The 25,552-nt window shown below is 36.0% G+C and carries 25 protein-coding genes; 21 read left to right on the forward strand and 4 right to left on the reverse strand.

Features of this window, described 5'->3' with window-relative positions:
• Positions 1-72: 72 nt before the first annotated feature.
• The gene (locus tag G529_RS0104765) at positions 73-1,209 is read right to left on the reverse strand and encodes a glycosyltransferase family 4 protein (protein WP_026914460.1); all 1,137 of its coding nucleotides are present in this window, start codon (positions 1,207-1,209) and stop codon (positions 73-75) included.
• Positions 1,209-2,615, reverse strand: a complete 1,407-nt coding sequence (locus G529_RS0104770; protein ID WP_035695453.1) for a hypothetical protein — start codon at positions 2,613-2,615, stop codon at positions 1,209-1,211. Before G529_RS0104770 ends, G529_RS0104765 begins: the two co-directional genes overlap by 1 nt.
• Positions 2,616-2,717: 102 nt before the next feature.
• Between G529_RS0104770 and G529_RS0104775 the strand changes: the two genes are divergently transcribed.
• Positions 2,718-4,220 (forward strand): glycosyltransferase family 39 protein, encoded by a 1,503-nt coding sequence (locus G529_RS0104775; protein ID WP_035695455.1) that lies wholly within the window; start codon positions 2,718-2,720, stop codon positions 4,218-4,220.
• On the opposite strand, the gene G529_RS0104780 is transcribed toward G529_RS0104775, so the two are convergent.
• A complete protein-coding gene (locus G529_RS0104780; RefSeq protein ID WP_026914463.1) occupies positions 4,207-4,917 on the reverse strand; it encodes a glycosyltransferase family 2 protein in 711 nt (236 codons plus the stop codon). The two genes, G529_RS0104775 and G529_RS0104780, sit on opposite strands and share 14 nt — an antisense overlap.
• A 186-nt stretch (positions 4,918-5,103) precedes the next feature.
• Here G529_RS0104780 and G529_RS0104785 point away from each other — a divergent pair, with 186 nt between their 5' ends.
• The 20 genes from G529_RS0104785 to G529_RS0104880 all read left to right on the forward strand — a co-directional run bounded on the left by G529_RS0104785 (position 5,104) and on the right by G529_RS0104880 (position 24,436).
• On the forward strand, positions 5,104-5,877 hold the full coding sequence (locus G529_RS0104785) for a polysaccharide pyruvyl transferase family protein (RefSeq protein WP_051201336.1): 774 nt from the start codon (positions 5,104-5,106) through the stop codon (positions 5,875-5,877).
• A 7-nt stretch (positions 5,878-5,884) separates the two neighbouring features.
• The gene (locus G529_RS0104790) at positions 5,885-6,730 is read left to right on the forward strand and encodes an ABC transporter permease (RefSeq protein ID WP_051201337.1); all 846 of its coding nucleotides are present in this window, start codon (positions 5,885-5,887) and stop codon (positions 6,728-6,730) included.
• A gap of 96 nt (positions 6,731-6,826) precedes the next feature.
• Positions 6,827-8,032, forward strand: coding sequence for an ABC transporter ATP-binding protein (locus G529_RS15465; protein WP_035695522.1), 1,206 nt, complete (start codon positions 6,827-6,829; stop codon positions 8,030-8,032).
• A 16-nt stretch (positions 8,033-8,048) separates the two neighbouring features.
• A complete protein-coding gene (locus tag G529_RS0104800; protein ID WP_026914466.1) occupies positions 8,049-9,122 on the forward strand; it encodes a DegT/DnrJ/EryC1/StrS family aminotransferase in 1,074 nt (357 codons plus the stop codon).
• Between the two features lie 19 nt (positions 9,123-9,141).
• Entirely contained in the window at positions 9,142-10,068 is a 927-nt protein-coding gene (locus G529_RS0104805; RefSeq protein WP_084509739.1) for an LbetaH domain-containing protein, read from the forward strand.
• Positions 10,069-10,569 carry an acyltransferase gene (locus G529_RS0104810; RefSeq protein WP_026914468.1) on the forward strand — a complete coding sequence of 167 codons (501 nt, stop codon included), beginning with the start codon at positions 10,069-10,071 and terminating at the stop codon, positions 10,567-10,569.
• 9 nt (positions 10,570-10,578) lie between these two features.
• A complete protein-coding gene (locus tag G529_RS16100) occupies positions 10,579-11,625 on the forward strand; it encodes a glycosyltransferase family 2 protein (RefSeq protein ID WP_051201338.1) in 1,047 nt (348 codons plus the stop codon).
• 3 nt (positions 11,626-11,628) lie between these two features.
• Complete coding sequence (locus tag G529_RS16105; RefSeq protein WP_051201339.1) at positions 11,629-12,528, forward strand: glycosyltransferase family 2 protein; 900 nt, start codon at positions 11,629-11,631, stop codon at positions 12,526-12,528.
• Positions 12,529-12,535: 7 nt separating this feature from the next.
• Positions 12,536-13,765 (forward strand): glycosyltransferase, encoded by a 1,230-nt coding sequence (locus tag G529_RS0104825; protein WP_026914469.1) that lies wholly within the window; start codon positions 12,536-12,538, stop codon positions 13,763-13,765.
• A 17-nt stretch (positions 13,766-13,782) separates the two neighbouring features.
• Complete coding sequence (locus G529_RS0104830) at positions 13,783-15,297, forward strand: FkbM family methyltransferase (RefSeq protein ID WP_026914470.1); 1,515 nt, start codon at positions 13,783-13,785, stop codon at positions 15,295-15,297.
• Positions 15,294-16,130, forward strand: a complete 837-nt coding sequence (locus tag G529_RS16110) for a glycosyltransferase (RefSeq protein WP_026914471.1) — start codon at positions 15,294-15,296, stop codon at positions 16,128-16,130. Before G529_RS0104830 ends, G529_RS16110 begins: the two co-directional genes overlap by 4 nt.
• 6 nt (positions 16,131-16,136) lie before the next feature.
• Positions 16,137-17,093 carry a glycosyltransferase family 2 protein gene (locus G529_RS16115; RefSeq protein ID WP_169513776.1) on the forward strand — a complete coding sequence of 319 codons (957 nt, stop codon included), beginning with the start codon at positions 16,137-16,139 and terminating at the stop codon, positions 17,091-17,093.
• On the forward strand, positions 17,090-17,995 hold the full coding sequence (locus tag G529_RS16120; RefSeq protein ID WP_026914472.1) for a glycosyltransferase family 2 protein: 906 nt from the start codon (positions 17,090-17,092) through the stop codon (positions 17,993-17,995). The genes G529_RS16115 and G529_RS16120 overlap by 4 nt, the downstream gene beginning before the upstream one ends.
• Before the next feature lie 4 nt (positions 17,996-17,999).
• Positions 18,000-19,220, forward strand: coding sequence for a glycosyltransferase family 4 protein (locus tag G529_RS0104850; RefSeq protein ID WP_026914473.1), 1,221 nt, complete (start codon positions 18,000-18,002; stop codon positions 19,218-19,220).
• 38 nt (positions 19,221-19,258) lie between these two features.
• Positions 19,259-20,215, forward strand: a complete 957-nt coding sequence (locus tag G529_RS0104855; protein ID WP_026914474.1) for an O-fucosyltransferase family protein — start codon at positions 19,259-19,261, stop codon at positions 20,213-20,215.
• Between the two features lie 4 nt (positions 20,216-20,219).
• The gene (locus tag G529_RS15495; RefSeq protein WP_051201341.1) at positions 20,220-21,005 is read left to right on the forward strand and encodes a hypothetical protein; all 786 of its coding nucleotides are present in this window, start codon (positions 20,220-20,222) and stop codon (positions 21,003-21,005) included.
• A 1-nt stretch (position 21,006) separates the two neighbouring features.
• Positions 21,007-21,795 carry a class I SAM-dependent methyltransferase gene (locus G529_RS0104865; protein ID WP_211220649.1) on the forward strand — a complete coding sequence of 263 codons (789 nt, stop codon included), beginning with the start codon at positions 21,007-21,009 and terminating at the stop codon, positions 21,793-21,795.
• 34 nt (positions 21,796-21,829) lie between these two features.
• On the forward strand, positions 21,830-22,654 hold the full coding sequence (locus tag G529_RS0104870) for a glycosyltransferase family 2 protein (protein WP_026914476.1): 825 nt from the start codon (positions 21,830-21,832) through the stop codon (positions 22,652-22,654).
• A 47-nt stretch (positions 22,655-22,701) separates the two neighbouring features.
• Positions 22,702-23,511 (forward strand): hypothetical protein, encoded by an 810-nt coding sequence (locus G529_RS15500; protein WP_169513777.1) that lies wholly within the window; start codon positions 22,702-22,704, stop codon positions 23,509-23,511.
• Between the two features lie 19 nt (positions 23,512-23,530).
• A complete protein-coding gene (locus G529_RS0104880; RefSeq protein ID WP_169513778.1) occupies positions 23,531-24,436 on the forward strand; it encodes a glycosyltransferase family 2 protein in 906 nt (301 codons plus the stop codon).
• Here the strand turns inward: G529_RS0104880 and wecB are convergent.
• Complete coding sequence (gene wecB, locus G529_RS0104885; protein ID WP_026914478.1) at positions 24,404-25,498, reverse strand: non-hydrolyzing UDP-N-acetylglucosamine 2-epimerase; 1,095 nt, start codon at positions 25,496-25,498, stop codon at positions 24,404-24,406. The two genes, G529_RS0104880 and wecB, sit on opposite strands and share 33 nt — an antisense overlap.
• Positions 25,499-25,552: the final 54 nt, after the last annotated feature.

Genomic DNA, 25,552 nt, shown 5'->3' on the forward strand with positions numbered 1-25,552 from the left:
AAAGGATCTAAGGCTAATGTAAAAAATGATATCTATTTATTAATCGGATTTACTTTGAAATGATAATTTATCTCAATGGCTTATTTTTTCGTAAAATTCCAGATTGCGTGCTACAATCGTTTCCACGGAAAAGTTTTCTAAAATATAATTTCTGGCGGAAACACCAATTTCATTGCGTTTATCATCATTTTCCAGAAGTTGATCAATTTTTTCACTGGCTTCATGATGGCTGGCAGGTTTCACCATACAGCCGGTAATATTATTTTTAATAATTTCAGTCGCCCAACCAATATTAGAGGTAACCACTGCCTTTCCCATAGACATGGCTTCAAGCCAGGCCATGGGAAATGCCTCGGCATAACTTAAAAAAACTATGACTTTAGCTTTAGCTATCTCATTTTTCAAATGATTTTGATCCAGATTCCCTAACCACTTTACATTTTTTCGGGCTTGGGTAGATAGTTTTTCCATAAACAGTTCTTTTGTCGATCTTCCTGTTATGGCATCAACGACATCATTGCCGGCAATATTTAAAGTGATGTGCCTATCTCCATTCGATATTAGGTTGAAAACTTCCGCAAGCTCCAGAATTCCTTTTTTTCTGATAATGGAACCAAAATATAAGATGGAATTCTCAGGTAAAATTTCTTTGTTCGGTTTAAAAAAATCAGTGTCCACTCCATTGGGAATAACTATAATTTCTTTCTTCAGTTGAAATAGATTTTTAGTTACTTCAGCAGAAAAATTGCTTACCGCTATTATATGATCTGCATTACGAATCGCTAATTTCTCAAACCAGAAATTCTTTTTTTTCTGAGGACGGTTCTCCAAATAACAAAAATAAGTGTCGCTTCCATGTACCCGTAAAACTAAGGAACATCTCAATTTCATAAATGCGGTGACACCGGTCCAGTCTGGTGCCTCTAGGGCATCAATTCTATCGGTATCTATATATTTATTCACGTAATTCTGTATAAATTTCCGATGAAGATACCAGCCCATAAATCTGAATTTCGGCCGGGAAATGATGTGCAATTTAAAATCACCTTCAGTATGAACCGCATCATGATTTTGTCCATAAACGAAAACCGACACTTTAATTCCTTTTCGAAGCAAACCCGTTATCAAGCTTTTAATACTATTTCCTAATCCGGCAGAGCGACTGGTCTCGGTATAAGGAAATTCTGGCGTAAGGAATGCTAAATGCATTATTCTGTAATTTCAGTTAAACTTGCCCAGATTCTTTCTGAAGCTTTATCTGCAGGAACTTTATTAATGGTTTCAAACCATTTTAACGCGGCATTAACCGTTTCAGTATTTTCATTTAAAACCATTTTAATTTTATCACCTATATCAGATCGGGAATTTAACCAGAAGACCGGGGATCTTTGAGGCATAGACCTGAAATGAATGAACTGATAAACCTTTTCATGAGTCCAGTTTTCACTTTGCTTATCTGAAACATCGTAGTTTATAAAGAGACACGGTTTATTCAGTAAGGCAGCATCAAAAACCATGGAGGATCCCAGGTTGATCACCATTTCGCAGTGCTTAATTGTATTAATTAAAAGTGGGAGATCTTCAGCTATAGGCAAAACGGTATTCCAGTTTTGTCCCATTTTCTCCCATGCCGGCTCAATAGCTGTGATCAGGTTTTCATATTTTTTCAGTATTTCAACATATCGAGTCGAAAAATCGGTTGGGCATCTGCGAAAAATTATTTTAAGATGGTAACCATTGTTATTTAATTTTTCCACATTTTCAGCAACGTCCTCTAAATATTGAGGGTCATCAGGACAGGTGGTCACGTCGTCCCCACTGTACAGAATATATTTTTTTAAAGGGTCTAAATCACAATGTTTAAAAAAAGAACTCCTGCTTTGGTATGATGATTCATCATTATGCATTTCAAATTGCGGGGTGCCGGTCACCTTGATTTTTTCAGCTGATATAAAAGGATAATAATATTGTAATTCCTTTTTCATGAAATTGCTCCATACAAAATAAAAATCTGGAGCGGTTACCATGGTTGCTTTTGGCAGGTTATCCCAGGAGAATATAAAAGTAGCCGTTGGAATATTTAAATCCTGTGCAGCAGTTAAAGGTGAAACAGCGGTCAAAGGGCGCTGATTGGTACAAAAAACCACATCCGGTTTATATTTCTTCAAAACTTTCAGGCAATCTTTATAATAATCACTTTTTCTTTCTGAAGCCTTTAGTTTTTTTCTAAGAACTTTTAATCCTTCTTCGCCGGTATGTTTTTTTCTAAGTGCGTAAATCACACTGTTCTTAATTAGCGATTTAAAATTTTTCGATTTAGAGGGGAACCGGTAAAAGGAATATACAGGGTCATTGAATTTATTTTCAAAATGCTCCAGTTCCGTTTCAATTTTTGCTCTTTTGATAAGGTCTGAATAAGCTTTTGGCCTTGGATTCAATTTGATGTCCTTAATTCCGATTGAAGCAAGATCAAACGGAGTTGCATTCCAGAATATAACTTCCCAGCCTAGTTCTTCTCCGAGCTTTACGAATGAAGTAAAAGCAAAATTTCTAATTCCTACACCATCAGGAAGGAGAATGAAAATTCTTTTCTTAGGAATAGATTTATTTGCCATTGTTCAAATATATAAAATCGACAGGTTCTTAAATCAAGCACAACGTGAGTAATTCTTTACGGAAAATTCCTTTCTTTGTTTCTAAACCAAATATCTTCTTCTGTGCTTTCTAAGCTTATAAAATTCTTTACACAGGAATATATTTTTTTTCTTTTCCTTGGTACTTTGGGTGCTATTTGTCTGTATTGGATGGTTAAGCCGCATAATGTTGGATTTTCACCAGATTCAATGGCATACCTGGAAATGGCTGAAAATTTTTCTACTGGTAAAGGTTTTGTAAATGCCGATGGTGATATAATAAGTCACTGGCCTCCACTTTATTCTACAGCTATAGCATTAACGGCAAAAATTACCGGATTAAGAATTATAGAGAGTGGCATAATATTACAACCATTTTTGCTTTTTACAACAATTATAATATTTTTCTTTATTTTAAAGAAACTGAAAGTAAACAACTATCTTGTTTACTACTCAGGTTTACTCCTAATCCTTTCGCCGTTAATAGGTAACTTTCCATGGTATTTATCGGAGGGATTGTTCTATGTGTTTTTATTGTTCAGTTTTTACTTTCTACTGAAATGGCATGAGAGCAGAAAAAGAAGGTATCTAATTATTATGGGTTTTTTCTGTGGACTTCTTTTCCTTACTAGGTATGCAGGAATTGGTTTTATTGGAGGTTATCTTTTAGTTGTAGCTATCTTTAATATTACGACACCTATCGGTAAGATAAAGGATGTAATGTCTGTATTATTTCCTTTAATCTTAAGCATTATTCCCTGGTTTCTTTATATCTATACAGTGAAAGAAAATGCGACTGTACGGCATTTTGATGTTCATATAATCTCAACTTCCAAGCTTATGGACCTTTTAAAAGTTTTTGGATTTTGGTTTCTGGGAAGTACAATAGCGAGAATAAGCTTTGCCTTTTTTATGGTGTATTGTTTGTTATTCTTTTTTAAAAGGGGAAGGTCTTTCAGAAAACTTATCAAAAGTTTTTATAAACGATTTTCTGCTAAGGTGTTAATTATTTTTTTGCTTTGCTTTATATATATAAGTTTTCTAATAATTTCTATTTCTTTCTACGATTCCTGGACGCCCCTGGATAGTCGTATTCTTTCACCGGTTTTCATTTTTATTTTCATTCTTGTCCTATTATTTCTTCAGTACTTACATGAAAAAAGATTTTTCACTGTTTTAATAGCGGGTTGTTTTTTTTTATTTCTGAGTTTTAGTACTTTAACTTTTCCCTCACATCAAAATCACCTTTTACGCGGGAAAGGATATACCAGAGAGAAATGGAGACAATCTGAAACGCTTGAGAGATGGAAGAAAGCAAGTAGACCTGTTCAAGTATTTACCAATGCAACGGAATTAGGATATATACATCTTGGCGAAAGATTTGAACTTCTGCCTTTAAAAGAAAAAAAAGATGAAATTAATAATTTGCTCGAAATGGTGAAGGATGGAAAAGCAGAAATTATATTCCTCAACGAGGTAAATTGGAAAAATGATTTGGTTGGTCCACGCCTTTTATTAAGGGACACTAGTGATTTACATATTCACTTTTTTAGTGACGGTTTTATCATTAGATCTACCTTTGAATAAAGTTGTATTTGAATACACACCATAAAGCTCTCAATCCATCTTTCCAATTGATCTTTTTTCCTTCATCATAGGTCCTCCCATAATAGGAAATTCCTACTTCATAAATTCTTATTCCCTTTATTCTGCTTATTTTGGCTGTGATCTCCGGCTCCATTCCAAATCTATTTTCCTCGATTTCAATTTTCTTTAAAATTTCCGCTCTAAACATCTTAAACCCAGTTTCCATATCAGTAAGATTAAGATTGGTGAAAGCATTACTTAAAGTAGTGAGAAATTTATTCCCTATGGTATGCCAGAAAAAAAGTATTCGGTGAGCATTACCACCCATAAATCTCGATCCGTAAACCACATCTGCCTTTCCGTCCAAAAGAGGTTGCAGAAGGATGTGATATTCCCGCGGATCATATTCAAGGTCTGCATCCTGAATGATAATATAATCTCCTGTTGCCATAGTTATTGCCTGGCGTATTGCAGCGCCTTTCCCACGGTTAAACGGCTGATCCCATAATAATATAGTAAAGCCAGAATTTTCTTGCTGGTATTGCAGGATATTTTCTTTTGTTTTGTCTGTTGAAGCATCATTGATAATAATTACCTCCTTCTGAAGACCTATGCTTACATTTTTTAAAATATCAAGAAGATGAATTATAGTATTTTCCTCATTAAAAATAGGAATTAAAATAGATAGAGTTTTCACAAGATTTATTTAAAAAGTCAGGACTAATATATTCTTTTGTAGGAAGTTTTTAGGAATAAATGTTTTATCTAAATATCACGCTCCTGATATGGTAGGTTTATAAAAACGAGTATTTTTGGTTCTATGGTAAGATTGTTTTCTTCAAAACCTCAACTTCAGGTTTTTTGGTGGAGCGAACCCCGGCTTATGGGTAAGGAAAGGGAAAATTATGGGGACCTGCTTTCAAAATACCTGATTGAAAAAATTTCAGGTAAAAAGGTAAAATGGAAACAGCCGAAAAAAAAAACCTGGTATAATTGGAACAAAAAGATCTACTTAGCCGTTGGAAGTATTGTGCATCATGCTACTAAAAACAGCATTGTGTGGGGAAGTGGGATCATCGATCAACAACAAGAGATTGCTGCGGCTGATTTTCGTGCAGTGCGCGGTCCCCAAACGAGGAAATATTTACTGGCTTCAGGTTATAATTGCCCTGAAGTTTATGGAGATCCGGCCTTGCTTTTACCTGAATTCTTTAATCCCACCATTGAAAAAAAATATGAAATTGGAATCATTCCGCATTATCTTGATTTTGAATTGGTCAGTTCATGGTATAAAGACAATAATAGTATTAAAGTGATAGATTTAATGACCTTGGATGTGGAAGAGGTTACTGTTCAAATTTTATCGTGTAAACAAACAATTTCTTCATCTCTGCATGGAATAATAGTTTCTCATGCCTACGGAATACCATCGGTTTGGGTTAAATTTTCAGATAAGATCTTTGGGAATGATATTAAGTATAAAGATTATCTACAATCTGTGAATTTGGAACACTATCAACCGGAAATGCTAAAATCAAAACTTGCTGATGATCAAATTTTGTTATTGTTGGAAAAGCACGTGAATCTTCCTGAAATGAAGGATATCAAAAAATTACAGGAAGGATTATTGAAATCCTGTCCCTTCAGAAATAGGTAAATCAAAAATGAGCGAACTGGAAACTAAAATATATCAAAGGGCGAATAATCACAACATCCCTGCCTTAATTAGAGAAAGCCTAACAGACATCTGGAACTCCAGATTTCTTTCCCGGCAACTGGCTGAAAGGGATATAAAAGCTCAGTATAGGCAATCTTATTTGGGGATCGTATGGGCTTTTGTGTCTCCGCTTATGACCGGCGCCGTTTGGATCTTTCTAAATCTTTCAGGCACCATCCAGGTTTCTGACACCGGCATACCGTATCCGGTCTACGCTTTTTCAGGAACGCTCATCTGGTCCATCCTTACCGAGTCTATCAACACGCCGGGTAACAGTACAAGGGGAGCACGGGGGCTTATCAGTAAGATTAATTTTCCAAAAGAGGCCTTGGTCGTTTCCGGGATCTATAAAATGTTTTTTAATTCATTTTTAAAAATTTTAATGTTGGTGCTGTTCGTGTTTCTCTTCGGCGTTGGTTTTCACTGGAGTATTTTGTTGCTTCCCGTTGCTATATTGGCCGCGCTTATAATGGGCACGACAATAGGCCTTTTTATAACGCCTATTAGCATGCTATATTCAGATGTTTCCAGGATCATTGGAATGGGACTGGGTTTCTTAATGTATATCACCCCGGTGGTATATTCCATTCCAGGTTCAGGTTTGATGCGCGTTTTGATGCTATACAATCCGTTTACCCCATTGATCGTGACCACCAGGGATTTGCTGGTTGGAGCTACGCCACAGTTCCTTACCTATTTCCTGATCGCTTTTCTGGTTTGTATCCCGTTGTTGTTTATTGGACTGGTGTTCTACAGGATTTCCATTCCCATTATCGTGGAAAGATCAAACTAATCAACTATGCATAATAAATACCTTTCGAAGGATAAGGAAAGACAGAGAAGGTTTTAATTTTCCTTAATTTTAGAATCTGAATGTATGAACCTCCAAATGCAGGATAAAGAAATACTGGTCAAAGCAGAAGGGCTTTCCAAAAAGTTTTGCAAGGATCTTAAAACCAGCCTCTGGTATGGTGTAAAGGACCTTATTGCCAATCTTTCCAGTGACGATCGGAAAAGAACGCTAAGAGACAAAGAATTCTGGGCGGTAAAGGATATCAATTTTGAATTACGGCGTGGAGAATGTCTGGGTCTTATCGGACATAACGGAGCGGGAAAATCTACTTTACTGAAAATTTTAAACGGCTTAATAAAACCTGATGAGGGAAAGGTAACCATTAAAGGAAAGGTAGGAGCACTTATTGAACTGGGCGCCGGTTTTAATCCTATCCTTAGCGGAAGGGAAAATATCTATAACAACGGCGCGGTACTTGGATTTTCCCGGGAAGAAATCAGGGAAAAGATTGAAGATATCATCGAGTTTGCTGAATTAAGCGAATTCATTGATATGCCCGTACAAAATTACAGCAGCGGGATGAAGGTTAGGCTAGGGTTTGCCGTTGCCGCCCAGATGCAGCCGGATGTGTTGATCATTGATGAGGTGCTGGCCGTAGGCGACCTGGGTTTTGTTTTAAAATGCTTTAAGACCATTGACAGGATCTTGCCAAATACAGCTATTGTTTTTGTATCGCATAGTATGCCGATGGTTTCGAGGATTTGTAACCAGATTATCCTAATGGATAAAGGTATAAGTAAATTTCAGGGAAAAGACGTTGCAGGCGCGATAGACCTGTATTACTCTCAGTTTGTGACCAACGATTCAAATCTTGTTTTCGATGATGGAAGTTTAGAGTTAAAGGAGGTAAAAGTGAATTCGATGGACCCATCTCATCAAATTCAAGTGCATTGGGAAGATGATTTTAAAATAGATTTAAAATTTAGACTTTTAAACGATATTCCTGTACCAGATTTTTTCTTAATTATCACTGATAAGGAACAAAGGCAGGTAGCTCTTCTAAAAAATCTAAATAATACAAACATCAATCCCTCAAATGGAATTCTGAATTTCTCAGTACTGCATAAAAATATTCAATTATCTAAAGGAATTTATTCAATCAGCATTACGGCAAGGTCATCCATCAATAAGGAACCAATATACCGGCAAAATTCAATTATCAATTTTCAGTTGATACATAAAGATGAGGTTTGGGAGCCTTTTTTATTAAACTCAACCTTTACAGATTTATCTAACCCATGATAATTTATAATGTTCTATGATCCCGGTTACCAAAACATTTTTACCGCCGCAGGAAGAATATCAGGCAATATTAAAAAGAGCCTGGGATGCTGGGTGGATCACCAACAGAGGGGGTCTGGTAAAAGAACTTGAGGAAAAATTAAAATCGTACCTAAGAGTTTCTAATATTTTGGCTACCACTAATGGCACACTACCTCTGCAAATCGCCATAAAAGCACTGGAACTAAAAGGTGAAATAATTACCACACCATTTTCTTATGTAGCAACTACTTCAAGTATTGTCTGGGAAGGATGTAAACCTGTTTTTGTAGACATACATCCAGATTATTTGACAATTGACGAAACCAAGATCGAGGCGGCGATAACCGAAAAAACTTCCGCGATCCTGGCGACCCACGTCTTTGGAAATCCCTGCAATGTGGAAGCAATTGAAAGAATTGCTAAGAAGTATGATTTAAAAGTGATCTACGACGCGGCCCATTGCTTTGGGGTAACCTATAAGGGAAAATCCATATTTGAATATGGGGATATAAGTACCTGTAGTTTTCACGCAACTAAAATTTTTCATACCGGGGAAGGCGGTGCTTTGTTTACGAAGCATAAGGAACTATTTCATAAATTATTTTATCACCATAACTTTGGGCATAAAGGTCAGGAAGATTTTCATGGACTGGGAATCAATGCCAAAATGAGCGAACTACAGGCAGCCATGGGACTTTCTGTGTTCCCTTATCTGGATGAGATCATGGCCGGGCGCAGAAAGGCGGTACAGATTTATAATAAATTATTAGAACATCCCGATCTAAAGAAAATAAAGATAAGAAGTGGCACGCAGTGGAATTATAGTTATTATCCGTTGATCTTTAAAGACGAAAAACAGTTACTTGAAATAAGAGATGAGCTTAATAAGGCCGGCTTTTATCCGAGACGTTATTTTTACCCAATTTTAAACAAATTAAATTATCTTGAAAATAAGGAGATGATTTTAGCAGAATCGATTTCTGAATGTACCCTATGTCTGCCGTTATTTTTTGAATTAGAGGAGAAAATAGTAAAAAGAATATGTTTAATAATCAACAATATGTTATAATAAACCGTATTTATTTTTTGTGCAGATATCTTATAATCAAATAATTAATTATTTAAGTCTACAGGGGATAGATTATTCTTTGGAAGGAAGTACGCATTCTGAATATCAGATATGCTCATTATTTTATCCTGAATCTAACGGATTCTATTTTTTAATTGGAGATCTTATTAAACCGTCTGTGGAAAATTCTCTTTTTATTAGCAATATATCTTTAACTACTGAGGAGAATAGTGGAATAATACTGGTTAAAGAGAATCCCCAGATTATATATTACAAACTTTTAGACTATTATTTTAAAGAGCAATCTACAGGTGTAATTGGTGATAAGGTTTCTAGGCACGAGGAGGCAATAATTGGTAAGAATGTCCAGATAGATGACTTTGTTGTTTTAGGAAAATGTGTTATAGGAGATAATACAATTATAAAAAGTCATACGGTGGTAGCGGATAACTCAATAATAGGAGATAATGTTATTTTGGAATCGCATTGCACCATTGGAGCTACTGGCGCTGCCTGGGCTTGGGGAGAAAATAATGAGAAGTTTAAACAACCCCAGTTGGGAGGAGTAATTATTAAAGACAATTGCTTTATAGGAGCAAATTCAGTAATAGTAAAGGGGTCTCTTAATGAAAAAACGAATATAGGAGAAAACACAATTATTGCTCCCGGAGCCAGAATAGGTCATGGTACTCAAATTGGAAAAGGTGTGCACTTTGCTAATAATGTTGTGACAGGCGGAAATACTCAAATATCTGATTTTTGTTTTATAGGTTCTTCTGTAACATTCAGACCTAAAGTTTATATTCATTTGAATACGATAGTAGGTGCTGGCGCAGTAGTTGTGAAGGATACTTCAAAAGAAAATATCCTTTTAATCGGTGTTCCTGCACAAGAGACTACCATAAAAAATAATTTAGTCGGGATACCAAATTTTAATATTCAATAGATGGAAAATTTTAGGGCAATATCCCCTCAGGCTGAGATAGGTGAAAATGTTGAAATTCATTCGATGGCTATTGTTGAGGAAAATGCGATAATTGGTGATAATACCAAAATAGGCCCTTTCTGTATCATAAGAAAGGGTGCAAAAATAGGTGCCAACTGTAAGTTTACAGCATACTGTGAAATTCGAGAAAACGTGGTGATTGGTGAAAACAGTAGTTTTGGCAGTAGATGTACGATCTCTGCTAATGCTCAAATTGGAAAGAATGTAGTGGTTAAATATAGTTTTGTACTTACAGACACTCCAAAGCTGGAAGATGGAAACGTCAAAGATGTTGGTTCTATTGGAGATGGAGCGTTAATTGGGGCAAATGTTACGCTCATGCCAGGATGTTCTATAGGAAAAGATAGTATCATAGGGGCATGTTCACAAGTCAGGTCCAATGTTGGAGACAAGGAAATTTGGTATGGTAATCCTGCCGAATTCTTTAAAATGAATGAATAGTAGAATCAGATGGACTTCCGAATTTTCAAAGAAAAGTATCAGAAAGTCGAGCCCAAAGAATTAGCCAATAATACTTCTTCGAAACCCTTGGTAAGTGTATGTGTTCAAACGTATCAGCATAAAGATTTTATAAGAGATTGTCTTGAGGGTATACTGATGCAGAAAACCGATTTTTCTTATGAAATTCTTATAGGTGAAGATGGAAGTACCGATGGAACCCGGGAGATTTGTTTGGAATACTTTAAAAGATTTCCTGATAAAATAAGACTTTTTTCACATCACCGGGAAAACAATATTCATATAAATGGGAAACCTACAGGCCGATTTAATTTTGTTTATAACTTCTTTTCTGGGCGTGGTAAGTACATTGCGATATGTGAAGGTGACGATAATTGGACAGATCCTCTCAATCTTCAAAAACAAGTAGAGCTTTTAGAAGCTAATCCGCAATTCTCTTTCGCATTTCATGATGTTACGGTGATCAATAAAGATGGAAAGATATTACGAAAGGGATACTTAAAGGATGGTTTAAGGAACAATCTGGAGCAGAAAGTTCTAAAAAGAGGTCCTGATCTATTATTATCTACCATTTGTTTTCGTACAAATGCTTTACACTTTCCGAGAGAATTTTTTAAAGTGCCTAACGGGGATACGTTTCTTATCAGTCTTTTAGGAAATCAAGGTAAAGGCGGATATTTAGCTACCATAAAAAATTCTTTCTATAGGCATCATTCTGGTGGGGTTTGGAGTCTTAAAACAGAGCTCTTTAAAAGCCGTGGAAGATTGCTTACCTATTTCTATCTTGGAACGTTTTATAAAAAAAAGAACGATACGGAAATATCCGATTATTTTCTGGAAAAATTCCTTAAGGAACGGGATCTTATTTTAAATTCTGCCACTAATATGCAAGAACGCGGGCAGTTGGTTCGACAATTTTACCACATGAAAAAGAATAAAGCTGCATTTTGGTTCTTTTTATATAATCTCACTCATGACTTTAACGGAAGAGGAAATATCTTTAAAAGAAATTTTTTACGAAACATGTCCTCTTTCTAGATCATGAGAGCTTCTCCAAAATTTTCTGTAATTCTACCTACTTACAATAGAGCTTCTTTTATTTCGAATGCTATTCATAGCGTGATAGAACAGGGGTTTGAAGAATGGGAATTAATCATAGTTGATGATGGTTCTACGGATGAGACCAGGTTTGTCGTTGAGAAGTTTGATGATAAAAGAATACGCTACTTTTTTATTACCCACGGTGAGCGAAGCAGGGCCAGAAATTTTGGAATAGAACAATCACAAGGTATCTATATTTGTTTCCTGGATAGTGATGACCGATATTTTTCAAATCACTTAAGTGTTTTACACGATGAAATTAAAGCTCGCGGTAACCCAAAAGCCCTTTTTACCACCAGTTCAAAAATTTTAAAGAATTCCGGAGATTGGAAAAGACCTTTGTATAACAGTGACGAATACAATCATCCGGTATATTTTGTCTGGCAGAAGTTTTTACTGATTAATTCGGTGTGTGTCCATACTTCCATTCTTGAAAAGCACCAGTTTCCGGAACAATTCAATGTTTGGGAGGATACTCATCTTTGGTTAAGGATTGTTGCAGTAAATCCCTTTTTCCAGATCAATGAAGTTACCACCGAATGGAATGTGCATGAAGAAACATCTGTATTTGATTCCTTTAAAAATTCCAGCGTAGGTTATGTAAAAACCTATCTGCAAGCCATTCACCACCTCTTTAGGAATTACAATGAAATGATGTCAAAATTTTTTACGGAAAAGGAGGTTCGTAAATTCTGCTATGAAAAATTAAGCATGCACTTATATAATGCGTATACTAATAAGAACTACCTGCAATGTTTGCGGTTATATTATATAGGTCAAAAATTCGTAGACATGAAGAAATTAAACCGGTATATTTATCGCATGGTTATAGAAAAATAAGGGTTTTATGGATAAGAAATTAAAAATCGCATTTTTAGTTTCCCGGTTTCCCAGCGTAAGCGAAACCTTTATAGTCAATCAAATATGTGATCTTATTGATCGAGGGCATGAGGTGAAGATCTTCGCTTTTGAAAAAGATGAAAATTCCATTCGCCATGAGAAAATCCAGGCGTATCAACTAGAAAAACACGCCTTTTATTTTGAGAAGATCCTTATTCCTAAGCGCCGACGCTATTTACCTTTTGTAGAATATATAGTTACGAATTTTGGAAAAGAGTCATTGCATTCGATATTTAAGGATTTCAAATTCCAGATGAAGGGGTTTAAAGCATTAAATCTAAATTTTTTTTACAGGTATTTCTGGATTTTAAAACATGGATATTTTGATATTATTCATTCTCATTTTGGTGAAAACGGTATTTATTTCGCCAATTTGCGCATGACAGGTTTTTATTCAAGGTCAAAATTTGTGGCTACGTTTCATGGCTATGATATCCAGCCACTGCTGTTGGAGCGATACCAGAAGAAATATCAAAAAATATTTAGGACCGCTGATCTCCTAACCGTTAATTCCATTTTTTCAAAAAATCTATTGAAGGGAATAACAGATAGAAATATTACTATTTTACCTGTTGGACTGGATACCAGTTTTTTCAGAAAAAAAAATGTCCGAAAGAATTCGAATTTTCAAATAACTTATGTAGGTAGACTAGTGGAATTTAAAGGAGCTCATATTGCCATAAAAATTATAGCTGAATTGAAAGATCGTGGTTTTGAGGATATAAATATGAATATTGTTGGGGAAGGTGAAACTAAACCGAAACTTAAAAAAATGATTTCAGAATTAGATTTGCAATCAAACATAAAATTTGCTGGGGTTCTAAGTCAAATGGAAACTCGGGATCTATTGGACAGAACAGATGTATTTATTTTGCCGGGAATTATTGATCAGCATGGCAGGGCAGAAAATCAGGGGTTGGTAATTCAGGAAGCACAGGCAATGCAGGTGCCGGTTCTTGTTTCTGACGCCGGCGGAATGAAATATGGTCTGCAGGATAAAATTTCCGGATATGTTTTAGAAATTGGTGATATTGAAGCTTTTGCCAATAAAATTGAATTTCTAATCATAAATGAAAAAGAGAAAATAAAAATGGGCTTAGCAGGACGCGAATTTGTAAAAAAGAAGTTCGACTCCAAATATTTGGGTGATCAATTACTTGATATCTACCACCGTTAATTGAGAAATTTTGATCTATGCAGCACTTCATCTTAACACGATTCAATCTAAAAAAAGAAGACTGGCGAGAAGATAAAAATGCCCAAGAAGTTTTAAATGAAACATGGGAAAAAGACCGGGTTAAATTATTTAAAAAATTTTGCCTGCCTTCTGTTTTAGGACAGACGAATAAAAATTTCCGTTGGATGATATTTTTTCAGAATAATCCCAGCCAAACCATTAAAGAATTACTTGGGGAACTTGCAGTCTATTCCTTTATTGAGACCGTTATGCTAAATAGCTTTGAGGAATTTCAACAAAAATTACCTAATATCGTAGCTAAGAAAATTTCCTATAATAAAGGGAATTTGCTCACCACCAGGCTGGATAATGATGATGGGATCAATAAAAGATTTGTGGAAAAACTTCAGGATGCCGCATCAGGTCTGAACCAAGATACGCTAATCTATTTTCCTTTTGGGCTATTCCTTGATTACGGAAAAAATTGCCGTTTAGGAATGTATAAATACCCATATAACCAATTTTTAAGCCTTTTCGAAAGGGTGCGGGAAAACGAGAATATTAATACGGTTCTTTCCAAAGCTCATGACGCCTGGGGTGATCACCCAGTAAGAGAGCTGAATGATAAAGATGCGTGGCTACAGGTAGTGCATCATCAGAATATGCTCAATTCTTTTCTGGGAGTCCCGGTATATAGTTACCGGCTGAAAAAGTTCAACATTAAAAGAATCAAATTTCCCATCTGGTATGATCTAAAACTGCTGGTAAAGGGTCTTAGAAGACGGAAAGAGCGGATTTTAGGAAATTTGACTGCCGGTAACATACCAACTCCTGAGGAATCCTTCGATCTGCCAGGAACCTGGATCGGGAAACTTTTGAACAAACAAGAAGTGATGGTGGTTCAGATTGGTTCTAATGATGGAAAGAGCGGTGATCCTTTATTTAATTTGATCGCGAAGTGGAAATCCTGGAAAGCGCTTTTTGTGGAACCTGTTCCTTATCTTTTTGACCAGTTAAAACAAAATTACGGGGAAGTAGAGAGATTTACCTTTGAAAACAGGGCAGTTAATGATGGCAGTGAGCAAATCTTCTATTCCGTGCCAGAGAATATTCATGATAAAATACCAGATCTCCCTGTATGGGTAGAACAACTCGGTTCTTTCAAAAAGAACAGTATAACAGGTCATCTGCAGGGTAAGCTTGAACCTTATATCGAGGAAATTATTGTTCAGGGAATCACACTTTCTGAATTGCTGAAAAAAAATAAAGTGGAAAGGATAGATCTGTTGCATATTGACGCAGAAGGATATGACTGGATAATTCTCTCACAATTGGATCTTAGCACATTTAGGCCTGAAATTATCTTATATGAACATAAACATCTTCCCATTGATGAAAAACAGGCTTCTCTATTTTTCCTGAAAAGTTATAATTACCTGATCTATCATTTAGGTTCTGATTACCTGTGCATTCAAAAATCAAAAAAGAATCAAAAACTTACTAAAGGTTTAAAAGGCAGAAAAATAGCATGAAAACTGACCTAGCTTATATCACCTTATTATCAAGCCCGGAATATTTGAAGGGTGTTCTGGTCCTGGCGAAATCGTTAAAAAAGGTAAAAAGCAGATTTCCTTTGGTGGTTTTAATGCCATCAGATTTCATTCAGGACCACGAAAGAATACTTTCCATTTTATCTGGAAATAGACTGGAGTGGCTTGAGCTGCCTGGAAATTTCACCATACCTGAGAGAAATTCCAGATATATGCATTCGCGGCGCTGGGTGAATACGTATGATAAACTGCAGGTGTTCGGTCTTACGAAATTTACGAAGCTGGTTTTCCTGGACAGCGACATGCTGGTGGTTAAAAATATTGATAACTTATTTGATAAACCTCATCTTACCTTCGCCGCAGCATCTGAACAGGTAAGTGGTTATGAAAGCTGGGACATGCCTAATACCGGGATGATGGTAATTGAACCTGAACCTGGGCTGGGGGAAAAAATTTTCATGAACTGGTGGGAAGTCCAGTCCGGTAAAACAGACTTTTCTGACCAGGATCTGGTGCACTATTACTACCGGGATAAATTTAAGAATTCTGCAACATGGAGAGTACCGGCGACCTACAATTCTTTCGTATTTCTTCTGGACAAGATCATTGATGAAAAAGGATATAACCTTCAGGTAGGCTCACCTGATGAAAAGACCATTTCTGTGTTGCATTTCGCAATGAAGGATCGACCATGGATGATGTCGTTTTATGATAAATATTTATTTTATCTTCAAAAGTTATCCAGAAGAAAATTTAAGGAAATAAGTGCATATCAATTATATTTCAATATGTTGTCCAGCATAAAAATTAAATAATTCATTGTGAACCATCTTACTCCCCAGGTTTCTGTTATCATACCAACTTACAATAGAGGTTGTTTTCTGGGTGAAACAATAGACTCAGTTCGAGCACAAACATTTATAAGCTGGGAGTGTATCGTAGTGGATGATGGCTCTGATGACTACACGAAAGAATTGATGGAGTTTTATTGTAGCAGGGATTCCAGGATCACTTATCATATAAGACCGAAAAACCGAATAAAAGGTGCCAATGCCTGCCGTAATTACGGTTTTGAAAACAGTAAAGGAAATTATATTAACTGGTTTGATAGTGATGACCTTATGCATCCTGAAAAACTGGAGCAACAGGTCACCGCTTTACAAAATTCCTCGCATGCGTTCTGCGTTTGTCAAACCGCTATGTTTCAAGACAAAATAGAAAACGATCTCCCGCTTCGATTCAAAAAAATTATTTCACAAGAGTTTTTTTATGATTACCTCCGCATGAAAATTGGCTGGTTAACCCAGGCTCCATTGTGGACAAGAGATTTTATCGAGAAACAGAATAAGTTATTCGATGAAGAATTGCAAGCAGCTCAGGAATGGGAATTCCATCTAAGGATGCTGAAAAATGTAGAAGAATACGTTGTCCTTCCTGATGTCCTGGTCTACTTCCGGAGGCATGATATAGGAATCACCTATAACGCGGAGGAAGATAAGCGTTTTTGGTCGTATTACCAGGCAAGAATAAAACTCTACCGTAATGAACATTTGGAACTGGATGAAAAAGAACTGGATTTTTTAAAAGCTTACCTTTTAAATGGCTTCAAAAAAATGGTTAGAGAAAATAGCGGTTTTGCTTTTAAAGCTTTCCAGGAATTTATCCTTCCAGATCCATCCATCAATACTTCTGCAAAATTCGCAGGTTTCCTATCTTTAGTGTCCTTTCGTCTGTTCAAACGAGGAAATTTTATGCTGCAAAAAATAGAGTTTTCATGAGGCAAAAGTTAATTTCCATTATTATACCGGTTTATAACAGGGAAAAACTCATTTTAAGAACCCTGAAATCTGTCAAAGCCCAATCATTCAATAACTGGGAATGTCTTATTGTAGATGACGGATCTACAGACTACACTATACAAAACATAGAACGTTTTATTGGTAATGATGAGCGGTTCAGGTTATATTCCAGGCCAGCAGATAGTCCAAAGGGAGCCAGTTCCTGTAGGAATTACGGCATTACCCTTTCTAATGGCGATCTAATCCAGTTCCTGGATTCGGATGACCTATTACATCAGGATAAAATATTAAGACAGGTTGAAGTATATAACGGAGGAAATGTATTAATTATCGGAAAATGGGGAGGTTTTACTAAAGAAACCGATCTAAGTTCACGTTTTAAATATAAATATGGCGCTTACCGAAATTTTCAATCGGGTATAAGCTTACTGAATAACTTTGGAAATAAGAATGAATTTTTCCCCTTGCATGTATATCTTACCCCCAGGTCGTTGATAAAAGAGGCAGGTTACTGGGATGAAGAGCTTACCAATAATGATGATGCTGAGTTCTTTGCACGAGTTATCCTAAATGCTGATAAAATAAAATTCGTTTCTGAAGCGGTAGCCTATTATAGGTACGATGTGCCGGAAAATTTAAGTTCGCTGGATTCCAAAGAGAAAATAAAAAGTTTGATGAAGAGTTGGCAAAAGATCGAGGCAGAATTAAAAATCAGAAACCTGAATGTGATATATGTGCAGAATGCCAAATTTCAGCTTTATAAGCAATTAGAATCAAGCTTTCCGGAAATCCTAAATATGGAAAATACATTTTTTGCCGACAGGAAAAATGGTCCGGGCCAGGGTATTTTGGCATGGTTAAAATCTAAAATCTCGTTATAGGCTTATGAGCAAAACCATTGTTTTTAAGATCTGGAAATTCCCGGAGCTTTCTGAAACCTTTGTGGTGAATCAGATAGTAATTGCGAAAAAATTGGGATATCGTGTAAAAGTGCTGGTGGAGGAAGTTCAGGATATACAAGGCAACGCTAATACTGCAATTTTTGATCGTTATGAAATTGAAAAGGACATCATTAAAGAGGATTATAAGATTCCAAAAAAGAAGTTCTCAAGATGGGTTAAGGGCGGGATGCTATTTTTGAGAAATATTGATAAGTGGAAACAATTCAGGAAATTTTCGAAACTGGCTTTAAAAAGGGATACTACGTTGATCTACCAGTTTGATTTTTACCGTCGGTTTAAAAATGCGGATGTTTTTCATATCCAGTTTGGGACAAATAAACATCCCTTTGACTTACTTAAAATTTGCGGTTTACTAGAAGGTGAACTGGTGGTTAGCTTTCATGGGCATGATTTATTTTTTCCTATCAATAACCGGATACACAATGACGGTTACTACAACCATCTTATTAATGCCTCAAAATATTTGATCGCCAATACAGTTTTCTTAAAAGAGAAATTACTGCAAATCAATGCCCCGCACGAAAAAATAAAAGTCATTCCCGTGACTATAGACATAAATGAATTTCCGTTTCCGGAGAAAAAGAAATCCGCTAAAACGATCAAACTGGTTACTGTGGGCAGGCTGGATAAATTAAAAGGACAGCGTTATGGGATAGAGGCGGTTAAGATACTTTTAGCGAAAGGCTATGATGTTAGGTATATCCTGGCAGGAGCCGGAAATGAGATGTCTGCGCTCAGGGAACAGGTCAAAAAACTGGAAATTGAGGAAGTCGTTAGTTTTAAAGGAGCGATAAACCCCGCAGAAGTTGTGGGCCTGTTGCAGGATGCTGATATCTTTTTGATGACTTCAGTTAAAAATGCGAAGGGTGAGGAGGAAAGCCAGGGGCTGGTGGTTGCGGAAGCACAGGCATGCGGCTTGCCGGTGGTTGCCTTTAGATCTGGCGGGGTGCCGTATACCATGTTGGAAAATAAATCGGGCATACTTTGTGAACCAAGGAATGCGGAATGTATGGCAGCCAGTATTGAAAAACTGATTTTGGATAAAACTTATAGGAAAGAAATGGGGGCTCGCGGTAGAAAGTTCATCCTTGAGAATTTTTCAGAAAAATCTGTAAAGGAAAAATGGAAATTCATTTATGGGTAATAATTATGTTTTCAGAATGCTTTCATTAATGTTGATAAATGAAAAATAGACCTTCCAAAATTATAAAGGCTGGGATCAAAAAAATTCTATATAAATTCTTTCATTTATACCGAGGGAAATATATAGGCATTCATTTGCAGGGTGGTTTATGTAATAAATTACACTGCCTTGCGAGTGCCTGTGAAATTGCCCTTAAAGAGCATGCCAAGCTAATAGAACCCAAATTTGGCTGGAAAGAAAAAATTCTATTTTCTGAAATCTATGATCTTGAACATTTTAACCGTTCGTTTTTTGAGACAACAGGCGTAAAAGATTTGATGATTTCCAGGGAGGACTATGAAAAATCTGAGTTTCAGAATAAATCAGTGGAAAACGTTATTTCGCTTTGGGATCATTCCGAGAAAAACCTGAAAAGATCAAGAGATTCTAATTCGGTCAAAAAGGACAGCATAATCATTAAATTACTGTATGCATTACAATTACAACCGAAATTTGAAATCATTGTTGAAGAGTATAGTCATAATCCTGATTACACTGCTGCGCAGATGAGAACGGAATCTGACTGGAGGCGGTATACCAGAGAATTTAATGGTAAGGGTAAGGAAAGGATTTATATCCCGACGGAAGAGATCATTGATATGTTGGATGATTTCGTCATTTCCGGAAATCTGTTTTTTACCACCGGAGAAGAGCAGGAACACATGAGAGATTTATTTAAAGCAAAGGGTTTTAAAGCAGACTATTATTATGATCCCGCAAACGAATATGAAATCAATGCCGCGATTAATTTTGAGATCTGCTGCAGAGCTAAAAAATTTATAGGATTGTCCCGAAGCAGTTTCTCGAACCTGATTAGTTTAAAAAGAGCCGTCATTTTAAATAATGATCAATCGTTTATTTATAACTATGATCATAAAATCCTAAAAAGAATAGACAAGGGTTTACAGTATAAAGCCGCTTTAAGCATTTCTGAAAAAACCGTAATTTTAAATTGAATTTTTGAATAAGAAGGTATCTATTAATAAGGAACTGATTATTTTACTTACTGGAACTATTTATCCGAATAGTACGTCCATGCTGGCTGTAAAAGATCCCGTTACGAGGAAGAAGCAGTACCTGGAGGCTGTTAATTTTTACTTGGAAAAAACATCGAACAAGATCGTTTTTGTGGAAAATTCAAATTTTGAGTTTACAGGCTTCCCGCGAAATCCAGAACGGATTGAATATCTATCATTTCAATCACCAAAAGGCGCCTCAAAAAAAGGCAAGGGATTTCAGGAGCTTAAGATTATGGAATATGGTTTCGACAATTCGCGATTTTTAAAACAAACATCCTCCATAATCAAGATCACAGGTAGATTAAAAGTACTGAACATCAATACCCTCGCAAAACGCTTCAAGGATTTGAATAAATCGTTTGCCAATTTAATATATGCAGATCCGTTTGCGGTGAATAATGTTGATGCCAGGTGTTTCATGTTTAATTTAAGTTTCTGGCATATTCTTAAAAAAACCGGTAACCTTATTGACGAAAAACACAACTATAATTTTGAATTGGCCCTCTGGGACGCCATTTACTTATATGAACTTGGTGAGGACAATCATTTTAAACCAATACCTATTCCGATTAGGATAATGGGTATCAGCGGAAGCTTCGGGAATACGTACAAGTATAATTTATTCGTACATTATATACGATATATTAAAAAGTTTTATAACGTTATGTCGCATAAATCAAGAATAGATATACCTACCGGAAGGCGAAGTCTGGAATATATAAAATAACATGCAAAAAATTTTTAAAAAGGTTGCCTCAAAAATAGCCATGGAAAAAGATTTTTATCTAAAGGGACGGGGTTTTCTCTATGATGCTCATTACCTCGAGGTGAATAAGAGATCATTCCTGGAAAACCGTAAAAGGCCATTCCGAACAGGGATCATCAATTATTTACTATCCATATCTAAAACGGAATCCCACTATCTCGAAATTGGCGTAAGAAATCCTGATCATAATTTTAATCATATTCAGGCAGATCATAAATACAGCGTGGATCCGGGAATTGAATTTAAACCAAACCCCGTAGATTTTAAGGTGACCAGTGATACTTTTTTCGAGCAGCTTTCAGCTGGAAAAATCCTGTCACCAAATCTTAAATTCGATGTGATCTTTATTGATGGTTTACACCTGGCAGAGCAGGTAGACCGCGACATACAAAATTCTCTCAACTATATAAAGGACAACGGTTTTATAGTTTTGCATGATTGCAATCCTCCATCGGAATGGCATGCCCGAGAGCTACATCGATATTGGTATACGCCGGCTAAACATTACTGGAACGGCACAACGTGGAAAGCTTTTTATAAATGGCGCTGTAATGCTGAAATAAAATCCTGCTGTATAGATTCTGATTGGGGAGTGGGTATTCTGTCTAAAAACCAGCCGATAGGTGAGCCTGTTCAAAATATAAATCCTTTTTTTGAATTCAGCATTTTAGAAGAAACGAGAAATGAAAGTTTAAATTTATTGGAATTTGAGGCCTTTAAGGAATTAGATTTGAATGCGCCATCAAATTAATCAGTTTTATTTTTACGTTTCTTAAATACAAAATTTGAAAGAAAAAATTTCCATTATAATTCCCTGCTATAATGATAGTAGATTTCTTCCAGAAGCTTTGGAAAGGGCTACTAATCAAAATTATGACCATAAGGAAATAATCGTGGTGGACGATGGTTCCAATGCTGCCACAAAAAAAGTGATAGCAGAAAACAGGGATAAAATAGACGTCTTACTAACCCAGGAAAATCTGGGTGTAAGCGCAGCGAGAAATAATGGAATTAGAAAGGCGTCAGGCGATTATATTTTGACCTGGGACAGCGACGATTATTTTGAAAAGGACTTTATTAAGAAGGCCTTGGATTTTATTAAAGATCCAGAAACAGTACTGGTTTCCAGTTATTCCAGGTGGTTCGAAACAAATAGTGAAAGGATTTTTAAGCCTCGCGGAGGGAAATTAAAAGATGCTTTGTTTCAGAACGTGGCCATGGGATCTGCCTTTTTCAGAAAAAGCGATTGGGAAACGGTTCAGGGTTATGATGAAAAAATGCTGAAAGGCTATGAAGACTGGGAATTCTATCTTCGATTATTGCAAAATGGGGGAGAGGTTAAGATCATTCCTGAAGTATTATTTCATTACAGAAATACACCAGGATCCAGGAATAAAAAGGCCAATCTTAACCGATTTGAAATTCTTGAGTATATTTATTTGAAACACGCCAACCTTTATAAAAATAATTTTGATCATTTTGTAAAACACATTTTAAATGAACAGAAGATAGCTACTGTATATAAACGTAAAATAATTCATAGCAAAGATTACAAAGTTGGAAAATCTATATTAAAACCTTTCAGATTACTTAGGTTTTTTAAAAAGTAAATCAACATCAATTCGCAGATTACTATCTTAAAATGAAGTTGAAAAACATGGATCGAATTGCGATATTAACAACGGTTAGCAATTTCGAACTTTATCATAAAAGCATAAAATTTTTCCCGGCTGGTATTTCAAGATATGTGGTAGACGGTACCAGAGGTTTTTATGGTATTAGAAGTTTGCTTTTCGCTATTGAAAAATTAAAGGGTAAGGATATTGACTGGCTGATTATGGCAGACGAGGACGTGATTTTTAAAAATCCCGATTTTCTTTTTGATCTGATAGACCATATGAAAAAACAAGAATTCATTTGTTGTGGGATGCGCGATGGCGGAACATTAGAATGGAGAAATCAAAGCCCGTACGCGATCAATACTTTCTTCAGTATTTTAAATCTTGATGCAGTGTCAAAAATTTTTGATAAGAAAGCGATCTTAAAGAATCAGTTTATTAATCCATCTGAAGATCTTGGTGATCTGTCACATTTACAGGCAGACAATTACAAAAAAAATTCCCTTTATGAAGGCTATTATTGCTTCTATTTCTGGCTGTTGAGAAGTGGTAAAAAAATTCTTTATTTAAATGCAACCGCGCTAAATAACGATGAAAGCACCATAGTTTTTGATCATCATAAACGAGAGCTTTTATATCATACCTGGTATGCCAGATTTTATAAAAAGGATCCATCTCAGACGCAGCGTATCGATGCAATTCTTAGCTTAGGCAAAGACGAAGGTCACGACAAAGCTTATACTATTCTTGAAAACAAATCTTTTAAATTCAGGTTATTTTTCTATACCTATGTTCAGCGAATGAGAAGACACTGGAATAAATTAATGGGACATGGATACAGCACATAAAAGTAAAATTTCTATAATCATGGCAACATTCAACAGGAGCCATTTTATTATGGAAAGTTTGCATTATATCCGGAAGCAAACTTTTACAGAGTTTGAATGTTTGGTCATTGATGACGGCAGTACAGATGGAACACGACAGCTTCTGTTAAAAATTGCAACCGAAGACCCAAGGATTAAATACTTCAAACGCAGCTCAAATTATCAGAAAGGATTACCTGGTTGCCGTAATTACGGACTTGATTTGGCAAAAGGTGATTATATTGTTTTTTTTGATGATGACGATATTCCACATCCAAGGTTGCTGGAATTGGCAGTGAAAAATTTGCAGAATTCTAAATTCAATTTCTGCAGATATGGACGAAAAGTTTTTAGAGGAGATTTTGTAGCTAATTTTAATAGTTCTACGGCATATGAAATTAGTGAGCTACCTGATAATGTCTTAGCATCGATGATTATAGGAAAAGTTCCATTTAATTCCTGCCAGATATTATGGAAAAGATCCTGCTTTGATGAAATAAGATTTAATGAAAAATTGTTATTCGCTGAAGAATGGGAGTGTTACACTAGAATCCTTATCGAAAAGCATATCGGTGTAAATTTGGAGAAGGCGCTTTATTATGGACGGAAACATGCGAACTCCAATACCGGTGAATTTCAGCAAAGAGATAAAATCAGATTGGCGTCCAAAATTCATGCTGCAGAGCTAATAATAGATCATCTTAAAACAGCAAACAATATTACCCGAACACTTCGAAAATTTTTTATAAGAATGGCTTTTGATCTTAAATCTAAACAGCTTCTGGATAAAATATTAAAATCTACCGACACTGGACTTTCCGAAAATATTAAGTATAAATTGGGATTGCAATTTTATCCGATAATTCGTCCCATTTTAAAATATAAAGGCAAAATAAAGTCGGCCTAAAACTTCCACTATGCGCTTTCCGGCATTACCATCCCAAAACTCCGGAATCTGCCCGGGTTTCCACTTACCATCAAACAATTTCTTTAAATAAAATGGAAGATTTTCAGGATTACTTCCAGCGAGTTCATTAGTGCCTATAGTTACCGTTTCCGGCCTTTCTGTATTATCACGTAAAGTTATGCAGGGTACATTTAGTACCGTAGTTTCCTCGGTAATTCCTCCCGAATCTGTAATAACCAGTTTTGAATTGATTACCAGAAAATTAAATTCCAGATAACCAAGAGGAGGAGTGAAATGGAGATTTTTAGAGTTCGGTTTTTGCGACTGAATAATCTTCGCCGTCCTGGGATGTGCGGGAAAAATAATTGGCAGACCTCGAGAATTTTCTTCAATGGTCTGTAATGTTCTGGACAATTTTGAAATCTCATCAACATTATCTGGCCTATGAAGGGTAAGAATCACATACTGTTTTTTTTCCAATTTCAGTTCATGCCATATCTCCGGTGGTCTGAATTGAGGTTTATGCATTAAAAGTGTATCGATCATGGTGTTTCCCACAAAAAATATCGTTTCTTTATGATGACCTGCTCGTATAAGGTTTTCCGTTGCATCCCTGGAAGTTGTAAAAAAATAATCGGAAATACTATCTATTATAATTCGATTTATTTCTTCCGGCATAGACATATCTCCGGAGCGGATGCCGGCTTCGATATGGGCTAACTCTATATTTTGTTTTTTGGCTGTAATAGCGCACGCCATGCTTGAAGTAACGTCACCCACTACAATACAAATATCCGGTTTAAAAGAGTTCAGTAATTTTTCGTAACCTATCATAATCGAGGCAGTCTGCTCAGCCTGTGAGCCGCTTCCCGCCTCGAGGTTGAAATCGGGCAACGGAATATTAAGATCTGTGAAGAAATTACCGCTCATATTATGATCATAGTGCTGGCCGGTGTGAATAAGTCTAAAATTAAATGATTGAGTGGAATTTCTTATTGCTGTTATTATAGCAGCAATCTTTACAAAATTGGGCCTTGCCCCGGCAATTAAATCTATTTTCATAAGGCGGTATTATAACAAATCTACTTTAATTTTGAAATTAACAAAGTTGTAGGT

Source organism: Christiangramia portivictoriae DSM 23547, from assembly GCF_000423045.1.
Lineage (GTDB): Bacteria > Bacteroidota > Bacteroidia > Flavobacteriales > Flavobacteriaceae > Christiangramia > Christiangramia portivictoriae.